The organism is Actinoallomurus acaciae (genome assembly GCF_042429965.1).
GTDB lineage: Bacteria > Actinomycetota > Actinomycetes > Streptosporangiales > Streptosporangiaceae > Actinoallomurus > Actinoallomurus acaciae.
The window spans coordinates 4,684-5,016 of the sequence record NZ_JBHLZP010000607.1 but is presented as its reverse complement, the minus strand read 5'-3'; the positions used below and the strand labels follow the sequence as shown (position 1 = coordinate 5,016).

General features: G+C 78.7%; 1 protein-coding gene. It reads left to right on the top strand.

From position 1 onward, the window contains the following. Window positions 1-333 (top strand): hypothetical protein (locus ACFFNX_RS43175; RefSeq protein ID WP_378212047.1); only part of this gene is annotated, 333 nt, incomplete at both ends.

Here is a 333-nt window from a genome sequence, read left to right as displayed (position 1 = left end):
ATGGGCTGGGAGCAGCGCCACACCATCGACTGGAACGCCCCGGCGGTCCCGGCGCCCGCCCCCGCACCGACCGGCTACGATCCCGCCGCGGCCGACGCCTACCTCGCCCAGCTGGTGCTGCGCGTGGAGGGACCCCTGGACCCGGACCGGCTGGCCACGGCGGCCACCGCCGCGCTCGGCCGACACCCGGCCCTGCGGATCGCGGTCGCCCCGCGCTCCGGCGGAGACGGCGCGCCGGTGGCGCTGGTGGTGGACGGGCTGACGGTCCCGTTCACCGTCGTCGACCTGTCCGGGCACGACCCGGACCGGCGTGCCGCCGAGCTCGACCGGCTG